This is a genomic window from Pantoea sp. SS70 (assembly GCF_029866845.1).
Lineage (GTDB): Bacteria > Pseudomonadota > Gammaproteobacteria > Enterobacterales > Enterobacteriaceae > Pantoea > Pantoea leporis.
On sequence record NZ_CP117199.1, the window covers coordinates 775,552 to 789,212 of the forward strand.

The following is a 13,661-nucleotide window of genomic DNA, read 5'->3' on the forward strand; positions in this document are numbered from 1 at the left end:
CCAACGGGCGCGCATCGCGCGTGCCCGTCATCGAATGGCATCACCAAGACCAAATACCGGCAGATACATTGCAATCACTAAAGTGCCAACTATCCCGCCGATTACCACCATCATCATCGGTTCCAGCGATGCCGCCAGAGCATCAGCGCGCGCTAATGTTTGCGCCTCATGCCACTCCGCCAGCCGTGCCAGCATCACATCTAATGCACCCGCTTCTTCACCCACTCGGATGAGTTGGGCACAAAGAGGTGTAAACAGCAGATGCTGTTGCAGCGCCTGATGCAGCGGCGCACCCGCAGCAATGTGTTGCTGCAACTGAACGATGGCATCGCGCCACAATCGCGATACCAAGGTCACTTCAACCGCCTGCAGGCTTTGCAACAAGGTCAAACCGGATTGTTGTGTAAGTTGCAGGATGGCGTATATCTGGCTGAGCTGCCCGCCGCGCCACAGCGGAGATAACAATGGCATGCGCAGTAACCATTGATGTACGCGCTTTTGCCACGGTACCGAACGTCGATAAGTCTGCTGCACAATCATCAGTAATACGGCACCTACCAGCGACAGCGGCAGCGCGGCCTTCTGCAGCAGTTCTGACAGCGACATCACTGCAGCAGTAAAAGCGGGCAGCGGCGCATCAAAACTGGCATAGACAGAGACAAATTCTGGCAAAACAAACAGCAGCATGCCAGCACTGACCGCGAGCGCTACCAGCAAGATAAACAGGGGATAGCGCAGCGCCTTCACCACTTTTTGCCGTAAGTATTGCTGCTTGCTTTGCTGCTGCGCCAGTTGGCGACAGCACTCGTTGAGTTGGCCGGTTAATTCACCCACTTGCATCAAAGCGGGAAACAGCGGGGGAAAGATTTGCGGCCACTCCTGCAAGGCTTGCGAGAAGGGCTCACCGGCGATGACGCGGCGCTGCAATCCTTTCAGTAATACCCTCCAACCGGCATGAGGATGGCCTTCTGCCAGCAGAATCAGACTTTCCGCCAGAGGTAAGCCGGCCTTCAGCAGCGTCGCCAGTTGCCGCACCAAATCGATTTTTTGCTGCCACTTCCAGTCGCGCGAACGCCAGCATTTTCCACGCTGCCAGTTTACTGGCAGCATGCCGCGATCGGAGAGTTGATTGAGCAACGCATCCTGGCTGGCATTAAGTGATTCGCCCTCCTGCAGCACGCCCATGGTATCAAGAGCCTGCCAGCGGAAATGATAGAGATTAGCCATCGCCCAGTCCCACCACGCGCTGCATCTCTTCGAAAGAAGTATCGCCGCGACTTACTGCTTCCAGCCCCGCAGCTAGCAATGTTTTCATTCCCTGTTCATTTGCCAGCATTAACAGATGTTCCAGCGGCATATCTGCCGAGATAGCATTCTGCAATTTGCTGGTTAGCGGCAAGACTTCAAACAGCGCCAGCCGCCCGTAATAGCCGGAGAAGCAGTGATCACAGCCCGGCGCTCGCCAGGTTTGCAGCGTGCCCGGCCAGAGTTCGCCCGGCAGATGGGCAATAGCTTGTCCCGGCTGACGGCAATGCACGCACAAGCGTCTGACCAGACGCTGCGCCACCACCAACTGCAAAGCGGGGCCCAGCAGATAACCGGGAATATCCATCTGGCGCAGGCGCGTCAGGGTTTCAGCAGTCGAGTTAGTATGCAGTGTGGAAAGCACCAGATGGCCGGTCTGTGCTGCTTTAACGGCGATGCTGGCCGTTTCGGCATCACGGATTTCCCCCACCATAATCACATCGGGATCCTGGCGCAGTAGTGCGCGCAGCACACGATTGAAATCGAGCCCTCTACGCGGCTGGATCTGCGTTTGATTAATACCATCCAGCGGAATCTCAACCGGATCTTCCACGCTACAAACGTTCTTCTCTGGCACATTAAGCGCGCTTAACCCGCTATAGAGCGTGAAGGTTTTACCGCTGCCGGTCGGTCCGGTGACCAGAATCAAACCCTGCGGTTTCGCCAGCGCGTTTTTCAGTAAACGCAGCTGTGCTGCGGGCATGCCGAGTTTATCGAGGGTGATGGCGCTGTTTTCACTTTGCAGCAGCCGCACCACGGCTTTTTCGCCCTGGCTTACCGGTAGCGTTGAGAGACGAAACGCCGCCAGTTTGTCCTCTATTTCCAGCGTAAACTGTCCGTCCTGCGGCAGACGCCGTTCGGCGATATCCAATCCTCCGAGAATTTTCAGGCGCGCCAGAATCGCAGCGGGTTGTGCTTCAGAAGGCTGAGGTAGTTTGTGCAACACGCCATCGATGCGCAGACGCACCCGCAGTCCATGGCGCTGCGGTTCAAAATGCACATCTGAGGCGCGCCGCTGAATGGCCTGGCGCAAAATCTGATCGACCGCGTTAATCGCTGACTCAGCGCTGGCCTGTTCACGTGGTGCTGCAGCGGCATCCGGCTCGTGCAGCAACTGCTCAAGCCGTGCCGCAGGCCAGCACTCGACCTCCACCTTGCACTGGCTGGCGAACTGTAGCGCTTCCAGCAGCAGCGGATCGGGTGTGTCGGCTACCGCTACGCGCAGTAGCGTGGCGTCATGGTGCAGAATCACCGCCTGATAACGGGCGCACAACGTGTGCAGCGCACTATTAGGGTTGTCCATCAGTTGGCATCCTTGTCGGCAAAGCGGAACTGCTCAAGGCAGCTATCGCGCAGGCTGCTGTTATCGCTGGTACAAGTGCGTTGCCAGCTCAACGTGCCATCCGTTGCGCTCCAAATCGGCAGCATTTCAACCGTTAATCCGCTGAGACTTTCCTGGCCGGTCAGGTTGATGGTTCCGTTGACCACGCTAAGCGTTGCCACATAGCGCGAACCTTTGGCCACCGGAATGCCGCGTTCTCCTGCCTGACACTGCGCCGGTCCGCCGCGCTCAATGGCACAGAGTTCTACTGCTGTTTTGTACGGCACCATGGTTTGCAGCATGTCGGTGAGCGCTGCGCGTTGCAGGTAGTTTTGATAAGCCGGTAAACCGATGGCGCTGAGAATGGCGACGATGCCAATCACAATCATTAATTCGATAAGGGTAAAACCGCGTTGTCTGTCCATAGTGAGGCTCCTTGTTGTGGAGCCGCTACGGTAGAAAAGGGCGAGGGAAAGCGGAAGTCATGGCTGCGCGAGGCTGGAAAGCATCGCGCAGAGAATCGTCAGATTTACAGCGGAGATAACAGCATTTTGGAAGCCAGCTCGCATATCTGCCGCACTAACACGCGGCAGAACGGGGCATTAAAGCTCGCGGAAACGCATCGACAGATCCAGCGCGCGCACATGTTTGGTCAGCGCACCCACAGAGACATAATCAACGCCGGTCTGGGCAATTTGTGGCAGCGTGGTTTCGGTTACGTTGCCAGAGACTTCCAGCAGCGCGCGTTTGTGGGTTAGCGCAACCGCTGCATGCATCATCTCAAGGCTAAAGTTGTCGAGCATGATGATGTCCGCTCCGGCATCGATGGCATCCTGCAGTTCCGCCAGCGATTCAACTTCAACTTCTACCGGCACATCCGGCGACAGCCACAGCGCTTTTTCTACGGCGTTACGCACCGAGCCGCTGGCGATAATGTGGTTTTCTTTTATCAGGAAAGCATCCGAAAGGCCTAAACGGTGGTTATTACCGCCACCGCACAACACCGCATATTTCAGCGCGGTACGCAGGCCTGGCAAGGTCTTGCGTGTATCAAGCAACTGGGTTTCGCTGCCCGCCAGCAGGGCGACATAACGGCTAACCTCGGTGGCCACGCCAGAGAGCGTCTGCACGAAGTTGAGTGCGGTGCGTTCTGCGGTTAACAGCAGGCGCGCCGGGCCGGTAAGCTCGAACAGCAGCTGATCGGCAACCAGCGCTTGTCCATCTTCTACATGCCAGTTAAGAGTGACTTTATTACCGAGCTGGATAAATACTTCCTCTACCCAGCGTTTACCACAAAAAACACCGGCTTCACGGGTGATGACTTTTGCCACCGCCTGCTTTTCTGCCGGCAGCAGCAACGCGGTGATATCGCGATTCGCATCCACTTCGCCACCTAAATCCTCCTGAAGCGCCTGGGCAACGGCTTCCGGGATATCCTGTTCTATACGTTTAATCAGTTCCTGACGGCGATGATCGGGATCGTAACGACGCGTTGCCATGGTTTTGCCACTCCACAAGACGAAATTTCTTGCGCTCACCTTAGCCTGATTTATCGACCATTGCCAGTTGCTGGCGGTGAAATGTTTAGTATCCTGAACTCGGCCGCGTCGGCGCATTAAGTCGCAAGTCTGCTGGGTGAAACATGTTATTCTCAGCCTGATTTTGCTTAGGATTTAACAGCATGAAACTGGAAGAGGGCTGGATTACCAGCGCGCGTAAAGTACCTTCACCACACTTCAATCAGCGTCCAAATGATGAAGTGCCCTCGCTGTTGGTGATTCACAACATCAGCTTACCGCCCGGTGAGTTTGGCGGGCCGTGGATTGATCGCTTATTTACCGGCACGTTGCCTGCCGATGCGCATCCCTATTTTGCGGACATCGCCCATTTACGCGTGGCGGCGCACTGTTTAATTCGTCGCGACGGCGAGCTGGTGCAATACGTCTCTTTCGATCAGCGCGCCTGGCACGCCGGCGTGTCGCAGTTTGAAGGACGTGAAAGCTGCAACGATTTTTCCATGGGCATTGAACTGGAAGGCACTGATACGCTGCCCTATACCGATGCCCAGTACGCGACTTTGCAACAGGTGACTCAACTCCTGCTGCAGCACTATCCGTTGACGCCAGCGCGCATCACCGGCCATAGCGATATCGCACCAGAGCGGAAAACCGATCCCGGTTCCTCTTTTGACTGGTTGCGCTATAAAGAATCCATCAGGCAGGAGAATCCCTGAGACAGCAGGAGCGGGTATGACGTTGTTTAGCTTGTTATTAGTTTTAGGTTGGGAACGCCTGTTTAAGTTGGGTGAGCATTGGCAACTGGACCATCGGCTGGAGCCGCTGTTTCGTGGCCGCCAGCGTTTTTCCCTGCTGCGCACGCTGATGATGACAGTGATAGCGATGCTGATCGTCTGGCTGGTGGTGTGGAGCCTGAAAGGCATCTTGTTTGGCGTGGCGCAACTGCTGTTCTGGATTTTGGTGGGATTGCTGTGTATTGGCGCGGGTTCGGTGCGACTGCACTATCACAGCTATCTCAAAGCCGCGAGCCATGACGATGAAGCGGCGCATCAGGCGATGGCGGCTGAACTGACGCTGATTCACGGCGTGCCGGTTGAGTGCAGCGAGCGCGAGTTCCTGCGTGAACTGCAGAACGCGCTGATTTGGATTAACTTCCGCTTCTATCTTGCACCGCTGTTCTGGTTTGTGGTCGGTGGACCTTACGGCCCGGTGCTGCTGGTGGGTTATGCGTTTCTGCGCGCCTGGCAGAGCTGGCTGGCGAAGCATCAGACGCCGCTGGCGCGCTCGCAGTCTGGCGTTGATCGTCTGCTGCACGTTTTGGACTGGATCCCCGTGCGTTTGGCCGGCGTGGCTTACGCGCTGCTCGGCCACGGCGAACGTGCGCTGCCAGCGTGGTTTGCCGCGCTGGGCGATCTGCATCGCCCGCAATATCAGGTGCTGACCAGCCTGGCGCAGTTCTCGCTGGCGCGCGATCCGCACATGGATAAAGTCGAAACGCCACGTGTTGCAGTGGCGTTGGCGAAACGTATTTCTCTGGTGCTGGTGGTGGTGGTCGCGCTGTTGACGATCTACGGCACGCTGGTGTGATCGGCTGGCGGCACGCCAAAATCCGGTGTGCCGTCTTCACGCCAGTCGAAATATTTCAAGCGCGTATGGCGATTCGGATCCCACAGCGGATCGCCCTCAATTTCGGTGTAATTGCGCGCGTGATACACCAGCACCGCTCTTCCCGCTTCATCCACCGTAAAGCTGTTGTGTCCCGGCCCATACTGCTGATTATCCCAGCTGGTGGCAAATACCGGTCGCGCGGATTTACGCCAGGCGTTGATGTTGAGCGGATCGGCCAACACATCAATGCTTAATATCCCCAGACAGTAATTTTCATCGGTCGCGCTAGCGGAATAGGTGACAAACAGCTGGTCGCCATGCTGAATCACCGCCGGTCCTTCATTAACGCTAAATCCTGCGCACTCCCATTCATACTCCGGTCGGCTCAGCATCAGCGGGGCGCTTTTTAGCGTCCACGGATTGAGCAACTCGGCGAGATACAGGTTAGAGTTTCCGGGAATCGCCGGATCTTTTTGCGCCCACAGATACCAGTGTTTACCTTGATGGTGGAAGTAGGTGGCGTCCAGTGAGAAGGAGTCGATGGGCGTATGTACGCGGCGGCAGGGCTGCCAGTTACCGCTCAGCGGCTCGGCATCATTACACACCAGCGCATACATGCGGTGCTGGAACAGGCCATCTTTTATCGCCCGCGTCGGTGCGGCGGCGAAATAGATCACCCATTGCCCGTTGATGTGATGCAGTTCTGGCGCCCAGATCAGCGCGCTAAACGGGCCGGTATCCGGTTTGTGCCACACCGTTACCGCTTCTGCCTCAATCAGGCCAGCCAGCGTTGAGGCATAGCGAATCTCCAGTCGGTCATATTCCGGCACCGAGGCGATAAAATAGTAGCCATCGGCATGGCGCAGAATAAAGGGATCGGCGCGTTGCGTAATAAAAGGATTGGGCCAGCTCATTTGATCTCTCCAGGTTGCGCGGTCGCAGAGGACGCGATAGGGGATTCGTGGTGTGAATGGGCACGGCGCAGCGCCAGGTCGGCCTGAATCGTACGCATTAAGTTGCGATCCACTTTCATTAAACGCACGACGCCGGCAGTGATCAGATATCCCACGCCCGGAATGACCGTGAACAGCAGCATGATGCCGTTAATCGCGTTGGGAGCCTGCTGTTTTGCGCCGGCATCGTAGCCATAAATCGACAGCAGGAAACCGACCATCGCCCCCGCCACCGCCAGCCCCACTTTGAGGAAGAACAGGTTGCCGGAGAAGCTCATACCAGTGATGCGTTTGCCGGTTTTCCATTCGCCGTAATCATCCACGTCGGCCATCAGCGACCAGTGCAGCGGCGAGGGAATCTGGTGCAGGATATTCAGCAGGAAGTAGGCGATGACCACCGCGACGGTGGCGTGCGGATCAATCCAGTAGAAGCCGCACGAGAACAGCGCCAGCGCGATGTTGGTCCAGAAGAACACCTTGAGCTTGCACCAGCGATCGGTGAGGATTTTTGCCAGCGTGCTGCCGAACATCATGCCGATGACGCCAAGGCTGATAAACAGCGTGGCAAAGTGCGTTGATTGCCCCATCACCCAGGTGACGTAGTACATGGTGGCGGCCATGCGGATAAAACCGGGGCAGACGTTGCAGAAGGTCAGCAGCAGAATGCGCACCCACTGATCGTTTTTCCACACGTCGCGCAAATCTTGTTTCAAATCATCGTTGCTTGGCGTCGCGGGATGAATGCGTTCACGCACATTGGCAAAACAGAACAGGAACATCGCCAAACCGATCAGCGCTAGCACGCCCATGGCCATTTGGTAACCGCGCGCTTTGTTGTCGCCGCCAAACCATTCGGCCATCGGCAGCAGCGAAAGTGAGAGGATCAGCGTGGCAATGCCCACCATCACAAAGCGATAGGACTGACATGACACGCGCTCACCCGGATCGTTGGTGATCACACCGCCCAGCGAGCAGTAAGGAATGTTGATGGCGGTGTAAGTGAGTGACATCAGAAAGTAAGTGACAAACGCCCAGATAACCTTGTTGTCATAGCTCCACTCCGGCGTGGTGAACATCAGCACGCTAAACAGCACGTAAGGCACGGAAACCCACAGCAGCCACGGACGGAAGCGGCCCCAGCGACTTTGCGTACGATCGGCAATGGCGCCCATGATCGGATCGGTTACCGCATCAAGTACGCGTACCGACAGTAATAGTGTACCGACCAGCGCCGGGGCTAAACCAAACACATCAGTGTAGAAATAATTGAGGAACAGCATGATGGCACCGCCAATCATGTTGCATCCGGCATCGCCCATGCCATATCCCAGTTTCTCTCTGAACGAGAGGGCTGCTCCTTTCATTGATCGTCTCCAGCGATATGATGAGCAGGAATTATCTGTGCAAAATCAGTAATCTGCTGGGGAGCAAATGGTCGGGTAGATGGACAAAACGCGCGGGCGGGGAAAAGTGTGAGCCAGATCAGAAGTGCTGCCCGGCATCAGTGTGCCGGGCAGGGAACAACATTACGCTTTCTGTAGTTTGTTCTTGATGGTGTAACCGATAGCCAGAATCACCAGCCATACCGGAATCAACCATACCGATATCGCCATGCCTGGCGTCATCAGCATAATGACCAACACACCGGCGAGGAACACCAGGCAAATCCAGTTACCCAGCGGATAGAGCACCGCTTTGAAGCGCGTGGTGACACCTTGCTGATCTTTCTTTTTACGGAATTTCAGATGCGCGAGGCTGATCATCGCCCAGTTGATCACCAGTGCGGAAACCACCAGCGCCATCAGCAGGCCAAAGGCTTCGCCTGGCATCAGGTAGTTGATCAGTACACACAGCAGGGTCGCCACGGCTGAGACCAGAATGGTGGCGACCGGCACGCCGCGACTGTCCACTTTCAGCAATGCTTTCGGCGCGTTACCCTGTTGCGCCAGGCCGAACAGCATGCGGCTGTTGCAGTAAACGCAGCTGTTGTAGACCGACAGCGCCGCCGTCAGGATTACCACGTTCAGCGCGTTGGCCACAAAGGCATCGCCCAGCTCATGAAAAATCAGCACGAACGGGCTGGTATCCGCCGTCACGCGCGTCCACGGCAGCAGCGAAAGCAGCACCGCCAGTGAGCCAATATAGAAAATCAGAATACGCCACAACACCTGATTGGTGGCTTTCGGGATGCTCTCTTGTGGATTGTCGGCTTCTGCGGCAGTGATGCCCACCAGCTCCAGACCACCAAACGAGAACATAATGATTGCCATCATCATCACCAATCCGGTCATGCCGTGCGGCAGGAAGCCGCCCTGATCCCACAGGTTGCTGACGCTCGCCTGCGGGCCTCCGTTGCCGCTAAACAGCAACCAGCCACCGAACAGAATCATGCCGATGACCGCGACCACTTTGATAATCGCGAACCAGAACTCCATCTCACCGAACACTTTGACGTTGGTCAGGTTAATGGCGTTGATCAATACAAAGAAGATGGCGGCGGTGGCCCAGGTAGGGAAGTCAGGCCACCAGAATTGTACGTACTTGCCCACAGCGGTGAGTTCGGCCATGGCAACCAGCACATACAGCACCCAATAGTTCCAGCCCGAGGCGAAACCGGCGAAGTTGCCCCAATATTTGTAGGCGAAGTGACTGAAGCTGCCGGCAACCGGCTCTTCAACCACCATCTCGCCGAGTTGGCGCATGATCAGAAAGGCAATAAAACCGGCAATCGCATATCCCAGAATCACGGCCGGACCGGCCGATTGAATCACTGATGCGCTACCCAGAAACAGGCCAGTACCTACGGCTCCGCCCAGCGCAATCAGCTGAATATGGCGATTCTTTAAGCCGCGGTGCAGCGTGTCGCCATGCTGTTGTTCCATACAAACCTCGTGATGTTGTTATTGTGCACCTGCAGTGCGCGCACTGTAAGGCTGTTTACCTTAATGTATTCTTTTCTTTACGGTATCTGGCGTGCTGTGTGCATGCATGAGCTACCACGGCGTTCAGAATAGTGATAAGCGCGTCAGTTTGCACCTGCTTTTGCTTTTTGTGCTGAGAGATGACTGAAAAAGCAGCAGCATCCTCTGCGCGCCCGTCGCAGTATTTCTGCCATGAAAAAAGGGTGAACACGAATAGGTTTCCCTTATGGTTGGGCCGTTTTCTGGGCGCTAACTCAGTGTAAGGTTAGGTAAAAGTGCAATTCATTAACATTTGCCGTGTGCGTGGGATTTCTCGCTTGATGCCGGTAGGTTAGCGCACCAGCGCTGCGATCATCCCCTGAAGTGTGACCGCACCCATATAGACACAAGGTGAATACTTTGTTACTTTACCGGCACCATTTTTCAATTGGTATTACCAATTTACTCCGGACGTTTGGCTGATAAGAAGGGAAGATGGCCTACAGTAAAATTCGCCAACCCAAGCTCTCCGATGCGATTGAGCAACAGCTGGAATCCCTCATTATGGAAGGGACGCTCCAGCCGGGTGAAAAACTGCTCCCCGAGCGTGAACTGGCGAAACAGTTTGATGTCTCACGTCCATCCTTGCGCGAAGCGATTCAGAGCCTGGAAGCTAAAGGCCTGCTGCTACGTCGTCAGGGCGGCGGCACCTTCGTCCAAAAAAATCTCTGGCAAAGCCTGAGCGACCCGCTGGTCGGTCTGCTTGCCGAACATCCAGAATCTCAGTTTGACCTGCTGGAAACCCGCCATGCGCTGGAAGGCGTGGCTGCCTATTACGCGGCACTGCGTGGCACCGATGAAGATTTGCAGCGCATCCGCGACTGCCATGTTCATATTCAGCAGGCACAGGACAGCGGCGATCTCGACGCCGAAGCGGATGCAGTGATGAAGTATCAGATCGCTGTCACAGAAGCCGCCCATAATGTGGTGTTGCTGCATCTGCTGCGTTCCATGGGCCCTATGCTGGAACAAAACGTCCGTCAGAATTTTGAATTGCTCTACGCTCGTCGGGAAATGCTGGCGAAAGTGAGCGGTCACCGCGCCAGTATCTACGAGGCGATTGTAGCTCGTGAGCCAGAACAAGCACGCGAGGCATCTCATCGTCACCTGGCGTTCATTGAGGAAATCTTGCTGGATAGAAGTCGGGAGCAGAGTCGTCGTGAACGCTCCCTGCGTCGTTTACAGCAACGTAAGGAATAACGCACGGCAACGAACGTGCGGAAAACACGACGGGCCTGTCTTCTTGTGCTGTGAACCAGAAGCAAAGCACAAGAAGACAGGCTCCTGATAATTTCAACGTATTAGACACAGATAAGGAATACACCCCATGTCAGAACGTTTACAGAATGACGTGGATCCGATCGAAACTCGTGATTGGCTACAAGCGATCGAATCGGTCATCCGTGAAGAAGGTGTTGAGCGCGCGCAGTATCTGATTGATCAGGTAATGAGTGCAGCACGCAAAGGTGGCGTGAAAGTTGCCGCAGGTTCCTCTGCAATCAGCAACTACATTAACTCTATTGCTGTTGAAGATGAGCCGGACTATCCGGGCAACACCTCTCTTGAACGTCGTATCCGTTCCGCAATTCGTTGGAACGCCATCATGTCGGTGCTGCGTGCGTCGAAGAAAGATCTGGAGTTGGGTGGCCATATGTCCTCCTTCCAGTCTTCCGCGACCATTTATGAAGTGTGCTTTAACCACTTCTTCCGCGCGCGTAGCGACAAAGACGGCGGCGATCTGGTTTTCTTCCAGGGTCACATTTCTCCAGGTATCTACGCCCGCGCCTTCCTTGAAGGTCGCTTGAGCGAAGACCAAATGAACAACTTCCGTCAGGAAGTGCAGGGCAAAGGTCTCTCTTCTTACCCGCACCCGAAACTGATGCCGGACTTCTGGCAGTTCCCAACCGTATCAATGGGCCTGGGTCCGTTGAACGCGATCTATCAGGCGAAATTCCTGAAGTATCTGGAACACCGCGGTCTGAAAGACACCTCAGCACAAACCGTTTACGCCTTCCTCGGTGATGGCGAGATGGATGAGCCGGAATCCAAAGGTGCGATCACCATCGCCACCCGCGAGAAGCTGGACAACCTGGTGTTCATCATCAACTGTAACCTGCAGCGTCTGGACGGCCCAGTCACCGGTAACGGTAAGATCATCAACGAGTTGGAAGGCATCTTTGCCGGTGCTGGCTGGAACGTGATCAAAGTGATTTGGGGCGGTCGTTGGGATGAACTGCTGCGTCAGGACACCAGCGGCAAGCTGATTCAGCTGATGAACGAAACCGTTGATGGCGATTATCAGACCTTCAAATCCCGTAACGGCGCGTACGTACGTGAGCACTTCTTCGGTAAATATCCGGAAACCGCAGCTCTGGTGAAAGACTGGTCAGACGAAGAGATCTTCGCGCTGAACCGCGGCGGCCACGATCCGAAGAAAGTCTACGCTGCACTGAAAAAAGCGCAGGAAACCAAAGGTCAGCCAACGCTGATTCTGGCCCATACCATCAAAGGTTATGGCATGGGTGACACTGCTGAAGGTAAAAACATCGCCCACCAGGTTAAGAAGATGAACATGGATGGCGTTCGCTACATCCGCGATCGCTTCAATGTGCCGGTGGCCGATGACAAAATCGAAGAGCTGCCATACGTCACCTTCGAAAAAGGTTCTGAAGAGTACAACTATCTGCACGGTCAGCGTGAGAAGTTGGGCGGCTACCTGCCAACGCGTCAGGCGGAGTTCAGCGAGAAGCTGGAAATGCCAACGCTGGAAGAGTTCCGTCCACTGCTGGAAGAGCAGAATAAAGAGATCTCCACCACCATCGCCTTCGTGCGTGCATTGAACGTGATGCTGAAGAACAAGTCGATCAAAGATCGTCTGGTTCCAATCCTTGCCGACGAAGCCCGTACCTTCGGTATGGAAGGTCTGTTCCGTCAGATTGGTATCTACAGCCCGAACGGTCAGCAGTACACCCCGCAGGACCGCGAGCAGGTTGCGTACTATAAAGAAGACGAGAAAGGCCAGATTCTGCAGGAAGGGATCAACGAGCTGGGCGCAGGTTCATCCTGGCTGGCGGCGGCGACCTCTTACAGCACCAACAACCTGCCGATGATTCCGTTCTACATCTATTACTCGATGTTCGGCTTCCAGCGCATCGGCGATCTGATGTGGCTGGCCGGCGATATGCAGGCACGCGGCTTCCTGGTGGGCGGTACTTCAGGTCGTACTACGCTGAACGGCGAAGGCTTGCAGCACGAAGATGGTCACAGCCACATTCAGTCGCTGACTATCCCGAACTGTATCTCTTACGATCCGTCTTACGCGTACGAAATCGCGGTCATCATGCAAGATGGCCTGGTGCGTATGTACGGCGAAGCGCAGGAAAACATCTACTACTACATCACCACGCTGAACGAAAACTACCACATGCCTGCGATGCCGCAGGGTGCGGAAGAGGGTATCCGTAAGGGTATCTACAAGCTGGAAACCGTAGAAGGTAGCAAAGGCAAAGTGCAGCTGCTGGGTTCAGGTTCAATTCTGCGTCACGTGCGTGAAGCCGCGCAGATCCTGGCGAAAGATTACGGCATCGCTTCTGACGTCTACAGCGTGACCTCGTTCACCGAGCTGGCGCGTGATGGTCAGGATTGTGAGCGCTGGAACATGCTGCACCCAACCGATGAGCCACGCGTACCTTACATCGCGCAAGTGATGAACGAAGCACCGGCCGTCGCATCGACCGACTACATGAAGCTGTTCGCAGAACAGGTGCGCAGCTACGTGCCTTCCAGCGATTATCGCGTGTTGGGTACCGATGGCTTCGGTCGTTCTGACAGCCGTGAAAACCTGCGTCACCACTTCGAAGTGGATGCATCGTATGTGGTTGTGGCTGCGCTGGGTGAGCTGGCTAAACGCGGTGAAATCGATAAGAAAGTGGTGGCAGAAGCCATCACCAAATTCAATATCGACGCCGATAAAGTTAACCCGCGTCTGGCATAAGAG

At 55.5% G+C, this 13,661-nt stretch carries 11 protein-coding genes; 4 read left to right on the forward strand and 7 right to left on the reverse strand.

Features of this window, described 5'->3' with window-relative positions; genetic code table 11:
• Window positions 1-27: 27 nt before the first annotated feature.
• The 4 genes from hofC to nadC form a co-directional block, all read right to left on the reverse strand.
• The gene (gene hofC / locus PO881_RS03465) at window positions 28-1,227 is read right to left on the reverse strand and encodes a protein transport protein HofC (protein ID WP_280172456.1); all 1,200 of its coding nucleotides are present in this window, start codon (window positions 1,225-1,227) and stop codon (window positions 28-30) included.
• Window positions 1,220-2,608 carry a type II secretion system protein GspE gene (gspE, locus tag PO881_RS03470; protein WP_280172457.1) on the reverse strand — a complete coding sequence of 463 codons (1,389 nt, stop codon included), beginning with the start codon at window positions 2,606-2,608 and terminating at the stop codon, window positions 1,220-1,222. Before gspE ends, hofC begins: the two co-directional genes overlap by 8 nt.
• The gene (gene ppdD, locus PO881_RS03475) at window positions 2,608-3,051 is read right to left on the reverse strand and encodes a prepilin peptidase-dependent pilin (RefSeq protein WP_101762101.1); all 444 of its coding nucleotides are present in this window, start codon (window positions 3,049-3,051) and stop codon (window positions 2,608-2,610) included. Before ppdD ends, gspE begins: the two co-directional genes overlap by 1 nt.
• A 177-nt stretch (window positions 3,052-3,228) precedes the next feature.
• Window positions 3,229-4,125, reverse strand: coding sequence for a carboxylating nicotinate-nucleotide diphosphorylase (gene nadC, locus PO881_RS03480; RefSeq protein WP_217549101.1), 897 nt, complete (start codon window positions 4,123-4,125; stop codon window positions 3,229-3,231).
• Window positions 4,126-4,307: 182 nt separating this feature from the next.
• On the opposite strand from nadC, the gene ampD reads away from it, so the two are divergent.
• Together ampD and ampE are read left to right on the forward strand one after the other, a co-directional pair.
• Window positions 4,308-4,859, forward strand: coding sequence for a 1,6-anhydro-N-acetylmuramyl-L-alanine amidase AmpD (gene ampD, locus PO881_RS03485; RefSeq protein ID WP_101762099.1), 552 nt, complete (start codon window positions 4,308-4,310; stop codon window positions 4,857-4,859).
• 16 nt (window positions 4,860-4,875) lie between these two features.
• Window positions 4,876-5,730 (forward strand): beta-lactamase regulator AmpE, encoded by an 855-nt coding sequence (ampE, locus tag PO881_RS03490; protein WP_192235712.1) that lies wholly within the window; start codon window positions 4,876-4,878, stop codon window positions 5,728-5,730.
• Here ampE and PO881_RS03495 read toward each other — a convergent pair.
• From PO881_RS03495 to aroP, 3 genes are all read right to left on the reverse strand, one after another.
• Entirely contained in the window at window positions 5,712-6,665 is a 954-nt protein-coding gene (locus PO881_RS03495) for a family 43 glycosylhydrolase (protein WP_280172458.1), read from the reverse strand. The genes ampE and PO881_RS03495 overlap by 19 nt on opposite strands.
• Window positions 6,662-8,068 (reverse strand): MFS transporter, encoded by a 1,407-nt coding sequence (locus PO881_RS03500; protein ID WP_277974527.1) that lies wholly within the window; start codon window positions 8,066-8,068, stop codon window positions 6,662-6,664. The genes PO881_RS03495 and PO881_RS03500 overlap by 4 nt, the downstream gene beginning before the upstream one ends.
• 162 nt (window positions 8,069-8,230) lie before the next feature.
• A complete protein-coding gene (aroP, locus tag PO881_RS03505; protein WP_110867537.1) occupies window positions 8,231-9,586 on the reverse strand; it encodes an aromatic amino acid transporter AroP in 1,356 nt (451 codons plus the stop codon).
• A gap of 513 nt (window positions 9,587-10,099) precedes the next feature.
• On the opposite strand from aroP, the gene pdhR reads away from it, so the two are divergent.
• Both pdhR and aceE read left to right on the forward strand, forming a co-directional pair.
• Window positions 10,100-10,864, forward strand: a complete 765-nt coding sequence (gene pdhR, locus PO881_RS03510) for a pyruvate dehydrogenase complex transcriptional repressor PdhR (RefSeq protein ID WP_008108566.1) — start codon at window positions 10,100-10,102, stop codon at window positions 10,862-10,864.
• A 127-nt stretch (window positions 10,865-10,991) separates the two neighbouring features.
• Window positions 10,992-13,658 carry a pyruvate dehydrogenase (acetyl-transferring), homodimeric type gene (aceE, locus tag PO881_RS03515; RefSeq protein WP_101762093.1) on the forward strand — a complete coding sequence of 889 codons (2,667 nt, stop codon included), beginning with the start codon at window positions 10,992-10,994 and terminating at the stop codon, window positions 13,656-13,658.
• Window positions 13,659-13,661: the final 3 nt, after the last annotated feature.

What these genes read in the sequence shown, in the direction of transcription:
- hofC (WP_280172456.1), bottom strand. Translation starts at nt 1,227, where the DNA reads ATGGCTAATCTCTATCATTTCCGCTGGCAGGCTCTTGATACCATGGGC.
- gspE (WP_280172457.1), bottom strand. Translation starts at nt 2,608, where the DNA reads ATGGACAACCCTAATAGTGCGCTGCACACGTTGTGCGCCCGTTATCAG.
- ppdD (WP_101762101.1), bottom strand. Translation starts at nt 3,051, where the DNA reads ATGGACAGACAACGCGGTTTTACCCTTATCGAATTAATGATTGTGATT.
- nadC (WP_217549101.1), bottom strand. Translation starts at nt 4,125, where the DNA reads ATGGCAACGCGTCGTTACGATCCCGATCATCGCCGTCAGGAACTGATT.
- ampD (WP_101762099.1), top strand. Translation starts at nt 4,308, where the DNA reads ATGAAACTGGAAGAGGGCTGGATTACCAGCGCGCGTAAAGTACCTTCA.
- ampE (WP_192235712.1), top strand. Translation starts at nt 4,876, where the DNA reads ATGACGTTGTTTAGCTTGTTATTAGTTTTAGGTTGGGAACGCCTGTTT.
- PO881_RS03495 (WP_280172458.1), bottom strand. Translation starts at nt 6,665, where the DNA reads ATGAGCTGGCCCAATCCTTTTATTACGCAACGCGCCGATCCCTTTATT.
- PO881_RS03500 (WP_277974527.1), bottom strand. Translation starts at nt 8,068, where the DNA reads ATGAAAGGAGCAGCCCTCTCGTTCAGAGAGAAACTGGGATATGGCATG.
- aroP (WP_110867537.1), bottom strand. Translation starts at nt 9,586, where the DNA reads ATGGAACAACAGCATGGCGACACGCTGCACCGCGGCTTAAAGAATCGC.
- pdhR (WP_008108566.1), top strand. Translation starts at nt 10,100, where the DNA reads ATGGCCTACAGTAAAATTCGCCAACCCAAGCTCTCCGATGCGATTGAG.
- aceE (WP_101762093.1), top strand. Translation starts at nt 10,992, where the DNA reads ATGTCAGAACGTTTACAGAATGACGTGGATCCGATCGAAACTCGTGAT.